The sequence below is a fragment of the Bradyrhizobium pachyrhizi genome (assembly GCF_001189245.1).
Lineage (GTDB): Bacteria > Pseudomonadota > Alphaproteobacteria > Rhizobiales > Xanthobacteraceae > Bradyrhizobium > Bradyrhizobium pachyrhizi.
This window is the reverse complement of the sequence record NZ_LFIQ01000052.1, coordinates 139,058-144,414: the sequence shown is the minus strand read 5'-3', so window position 1 is coordinate 144,414 and position 5,357 is coordinate 139,058. Positions and strand designations below refer to the sequence as shown.

Here is a 5,357-nt window from a genome sequence, read left to right as displayed (position 1 = left end):
CGCGGAAGGCCCAGGCCGAGACGCGCGAGCTGGTGCAGCAGCTCGGCCAGTTCACCGCGCAGCAGCTTCGCGTGCTCGACATGATCTGCCGCGGCCTGCAGAACAAGCACATCGCCTATGAGCTCGATATCTCGGTCACCACCGTGAAGGTGCATGTCTCGGAGATCCTGCGCAAGCTCGGGGTGCGCAGCCGGACCGAGGCCATCATCGCACTGTCGAAGCTGGACTTCGGCAAGCACGACCACTCGCCGGTGACGGCCTCGCCGTCGTCGCATGGCGCGGAATCATAACCGCGCACCTGACTGCTCCGCCGCCAGCAGGAACGACAGCAGTGAGCGCATCTCGGCGGGCTTGATCGGCTTCTTCAACAGCTCATGGCCGAAGGCCGATACGTCGGAGGCAGCCTTGGCCGAGTAGTCGGCGGTCACGATGATCGCCGGCACCTTGGCGTTGATCGCGCCGCGGATGACATCGACGGCCTGAATTCCGGTTTCGCCATTGTCGAGATGCAGATCGGCGATGATGGCGTCGGGAATGCCGTCCAGCGCGTGGATGCGCTCGAGCGCCTCGGTCTTGGAGATCGTCACCGCGACGTCGCAGCCCCATTTCTCCAGCAGATGGGCGAGCCCCTCGGCGCTCGAGAGGTCGTTCTCGATCAGCAGGATCTTGGCGCCCTCCATGCCGCCATAGCGATAGTCGACACTGGCCTGCTCGCGCACCGGGATCGCAACCGGATCCTGCGTGCGGGGCACGGTGACCGAGAACACCGAGCCTTTGCCGGCGCGCGAGCTCAGCCTGATGTCATGGCCGAGCAGGTCGGCAAACCGGCGCACGATCGAAAGACCTAGCCCGATGCCGGCCTTGTCGCCGGCGCTGGTCTCGCCGCGCTGAAACTCGACGAAGATGGCTTCGCGCTGCGCTTCCGGAATGCCCGGCCCGGTGTCGTGCACCTCGATGCAGATGTCATCGCCCCTGGCCCGGCATCCCATCAGCACGCTGCCGCGCTGGGTGTAGCGCAGCGCATTGGCGACAAGGTTTTGCAGGATCCGCCGCAGCATCAGCGGATCGGAGCGAACCACCGCAGACGACGGCATGATCCGGAAGCCGAGATTGCGCTTGGCGGCGGTCGCGACAAATTCCTGCTCCAGCGGCTCGAACAGCGAGGCGATCGCGACCGGTCCGAATTCGGGCCTGAGCACGCCCGCTTCGAGCTTGGAGATGTCGAGCAGCGTCCGCAGCATGTCCTCGAGCGTCGCCAGCGAACGGTCGATCTGATCGGTCAGCGCGACGCTCTTCGACTCGGTTGCCATCTCGGTCAGCGCGGACAGCGTCAGCCGCGCCGCATTCAGCGGCTGCAACAGATCGTGCGTCACCGACACCAGCACGGATGATTTCAAAGAGCTCGCCGCCTCGGCCTGCTGCTTGGCCTGCAGCAGGCGACCATTGGTTTTCTCCAGTGATTGCAGCGCCTGCTTGAGCTGCTGGGTGCGGTCGCGCACCTGCTGATCCAGCGCGATCGCGGTCTCGAACAGCGAGAAGGCGTTGAGCTGCTGATCGGTCGATCGCTCGACGCGCGACATCAGCGCCGCGTTGATCTTGCGCAGCTTCTCGGCCTCGCGTTCGAGCGCCGCAATTCGCGTGGTCTTGGTATCCGTCATTGCGGCGCGAGTGCCCGCTTGCCGATGGCGATGCCGGTCAGCGTCTGGTTGACATGCATGGAGCGATACTGCTCGCCATAGGTTTGAAAGCCAATCACTTTGTTGCGGCGATAGAGCTCCGACATCTCCCGCGACAGCTGGCGCTGCTCGACGTCGAGCCGCCGCAGCACGCATTCGAAGCCGATGAACATCGCGACCTCGCCGAGATCCTCGGTCAGCTCCTTGAGCAGGCGGCTCGTCACATCGATCGGGTCACGCTCGCGCGCCACCGTCAGCACCATGCCCTCGTCGATGGCGCAGAAGAATTGCAGCGATCCGTCCGGGTTGGTGCGCTGGATCGACCGCGCGTAATAGGCGCCGCCGACACGAACCAGCACAGGATGCGCGGCGAACGAGAACAATTCGAGCTTGCTGTCGCTGAGGCCGACGGCACGGGAATATTCCATCGCGGCCGGCTCGGCATTCAACTCCTTGACGATGCGGTGCTCGATGTCGGCCTCGGTCACCACCATCTTGGTCGAGGTCGGTTCGAAGTGATCGCACTTGAACAGGCGGAACGGCAGCCGGGTCCGGATCAGGATCAGGACGGCGGCATCGGTAAAAGCCTCGCCGCCATGAAACACCCAGGACTTCTCGAAGCGCAGGCCGTCGCCGGCGGAGCCGCCGACCACCGGGATATCGCCGAGCGATGCATAGATCGCCGACATGATGGTCTCCTCACGCTGGCACATGCCGTCGATGAAGAGCAGCCCGAAGGAATCATGGGTGTGATCGCAATGCTCGGTGCGTTGCGCGAATTCGTTCTGCAATTCGGTGCAGATCGAGCGGCCGTGGTCGACCCGAAATGTCGAAAGCTCGAACAGCGGCCGGGCCGCGATGACGAAATCGGCCGCATTGAAGCCCATCGCGACGACGCTGTCCTCGTCCCAACCGCCGGGCGACAATTCGCCTGCCGTGGTGCAGCCGAAGATCGGAACGGCGGGCATGCGGTTGGACAGTTCGGCAATGAATGTCTGCGGCTCGTAGACCGGCGACACGAACACCACGAGCATCGCGAGATCAGCCCCCGCCAATTGGCGCGCGATCTCGGCGGCTGCTTCCCGCGGCCCGTCGGTCTTCGCCTGCACCACGACAATGCTGTCGGCGGTGCTACCGTTCTGCTTCGCCAAAGGCGCTCTCCCTGACCAGAATTTTTTGCTTTTCTTGGCGCGGGCGGTTGAACCCGCGCGGGTCGTGAGGGCATCCGGGCCATGCCGCGATGGCTGGCGTTCCGGCTTGCCCGTGGCTTTCAGGTCGTGAGAGGAAATGCCATTGGCCGGGCTACTGCGCCGGCAGCTACGCTCGCCGCAAGCGCCAGTGGCGCCGGTCGACGCGATGACATGGGACACCTCCCGATGTGTTCTCCTGGCCCGGGCAGGGACAGGTTTGATCGGTTCTAAACTATCGGGCCGGACCCGCGCGTCAATCACCTTACCCACCCGCCTAGCCCGACCAAGGTAGTATCGCGCCGGGCCGGGCGGCCGCTGCCCATTTACCGGGCCTTATCGATTCTGCCTTAGTTTTGCGCTCCGGGGTCTGGGGCGGGTTGCTGCCGGACCCCGCGTGGTTTTCAGAATGAAGACGGGGGTTGGAATGCCGGGGCTGAAGCGATCGTTGTCGATCAGGATCCCAACCCTCAGATTTCGCGCCAAGATCATGCTCGGCTTTGCCGTCACGCTGGCGCTGTCGGCAGCCACCATGGGCTTTGCCTATATGGGCTTCGAGCGGGTCTCCGCCGGCGTCGGCTCCTACCGCCAGAGCGTCGCGGAAGCCGATCTGGCCCGCAACATCGATCGCGAATTGATCTCCTACCGTTCGCTGGCGCGCTACTTCGTCGCGACCGGCAAGGAGGACGACGCCAAGGCCGCGCTCGCCGCCGAGGGCAGCCTGAAGGATGCCATCATGGCGTCGATGAAGGGCACCACCAATCCGGCCCGGCTCGAGCAGATCACCAAGCTGGAGCGCGAATTCCGCGCCTTCACCAAGATCTTCGCCGAGATCGTCCGCATCAAGGACGACAGCGCGCAGACCGCGCAGAACAAGCTGACCCGCAGCGCAACCTCGATGCGCTACAAGCTCGACGATCTGCCGAGCAATGCCGATGATTCCGAGCTGCAGTCGATCCAGTTCGGCGCCAAGAAGGTGGCCGATCAGCTCCAGTCGATCACCGGGGCCGTCAATACCTTCGTCGTCAACGGCGACAAGACGGTCGCCTCGAGCGCGCTCGCCCGGCTGAAATTCGCCGACAATCTGGTGAAGGCGATCACCTCGAATAACGAGCGGATCACCCAGAGCGTGAGGGACATCACCGCGCTGCTCGAAGAGTACCGCGAGGCACTCGCCAAGCTGATCGCGAACGCGAAGTCGATCGACGAACTGACCGTCGAGATGACGGAGTCCGCGGCCGCCATCAGCCAGGGCGCGGCGGCGATGAAGTCCGATCTGCTCGCCGACCAGAAGCGGCTTGAAAACGAATCGCACACCATGATCGGCGAGACCGAGCGGCTGATCCTGATGCTGGCCGCCGGCAGCTTCGTGCTCGGGCTGGTCTGGGCGTTCCTGCTGGGCAAGGGTATTTCGCGACCGATCGCGGCGATGTGCGCGGCAATGCGCGAGCTCGCGGCAGGCAATTTCGACGTCGTGCTGCCGGGTCTCGGCCGCCGCGACGAACTCGGCGAGATGGCCGGCGCCTTGGAGGAGTTCAAGGTCCAGGCGATCGCCAAGGCCGAACGCGATGCCGCGACCCAGGAAGCGCAGAACAAGGCAAGTGCGACCGCGCGGCGCAACGAGCTGATTCGTTTTGCCGACGAATTCGAATCTGCCGTCGGCTCGATCGTCTCCAACGTGTCGGCCTCCGCCGTGCAGCTCGAATCCGCGGCCGGTACGCTGACCCGGACGGCGGAGACCACGCAGAATCTGTCGAGCCAGGTCGCCGGCGCCTCCGAGGAAGCCTCCAGCAACATGCAATCGGTCGCCTCCGCGACCGAGGAACTGTCGGCGTCTGTCGACGAGATCGGCCGTCGCGCCAAGGAGTCGAGCCAGATCGCCGATTCAGCCGTGCGTCAGGCCGAGCAGACCGACGCGCGGATCGGCAAGCTCTCGCGCGCTGCGCAGGAGATCGGCGACGTCGTCAAGCTGATCACGGCGATCGCCGAGCAGACCAATCTGCTGGCGCTGAACGCCACCATCGAGGCGGCGCGCGCCGGCGACGCCGGGCGCGGCTTCGCGGTGGTCGCCGCTGAGGTGAAGTCGCTGGCGAGCCAGACCGCCAGGGCCACCGACGAGATCTCCACTCATATCTCGGGCATGCAGGCGGCGACGCAGGAATCGGTCGCCGCGATCAAGGAGATCGGCGGCACCATCGGCCAGATCTCCGGGATCGCGACCAACATCGCAAGTTCGGTCGAGCAGCAGAGCGCGGCAACGCAGGAGATCGCGCGCAGCGTGCAGAACGTCGCGCAGGGCACACAGGAAGCGGCGTCCAGCGTCACCCAGGTGAATCGCGGCGCCACCGAGACCGGAGCTGCCTCCGAAGAGGTGCTGAACTCGGCTCGCTCGCTGTCGGTCGAGAGTTCGCGGCTGCGCGAAGAGCTCGACCGCTTCATGGCGAATATCCGCGCGGCGTAAGGCGCGCGCGGGTCTACCAATTGCTGATCTATT

4 protein-coding genes are annotated in these 5,357 nt (G+C 65.0%); 2 read left to right on the top strand and 2 right to left on the bottom strand.

All coding sequences use genetic code 11. The features are described 5' to 3' along the window. Positions 1 to 290, top strand: a 290-nt coding sequence (locus AKL29_RS44575) for a response regulator transcription factor (RefSeq protein ID WP_244481887.1), incomplete at its 5' end; no start/stop codon positions are given. On the opposite strand, the gene AKL29_RS10145 is transcribed toward AKL29_RS44575, so the two are convergent. Both AKL29_RS10145 and AKL29_RS10140 read right to left on the bottom strand, forming a co-directional pair. Beyond that, a complete protein-coding gene (locus AKL29_RS10145; protein WP_050384050.1) occupies positions 285 to 1,658 on the bottom strand; it encodes an ATP-binding response regulator in 1,374 nt (457 codons plus the stop codon). The two genes, AKL29_RS44575 and AKL29_RS10145, sit on opposite strands and share 6 nt — an antisense overlap. After that, positions 1,655 to 2,827 (bottom strand): FIST N-terminal domain-containing protein, encoded by a 1,173-nt coding sequence (locus AKL29_RS10140; RefSeq protein WP_050384049.1) that lies wholly within the window; start codon positions 2,825 to 2,827, stop codon positions 1,655 to 1,657. Before AKL29_RS10140 ends, AKL29_RS10145 begins: the two co-directional genes overlap by 4 nt. Positions 2,828 to 3,290: 463 nt before the next feature. On the opposite strand from AKL29_RS10140, the gene AKL29_RS10135 reads away from it, so the two are divergent. Further along, the gene (locus tag AKL29_RS10135) at positions 3,291 to 5,324 is read left to right on the top strand and encodes a methyl-accepting chemotaxis protein (protein ID WP_050384048.1); all 2,034 of its coding nucleotides are present in this window, start codon (positions 3,291 to 3,293) and stop codon (positions 5,322 to 5,324) included. Positions 5,325 to 5,357 lie beyond the last annotated feature (33 nt).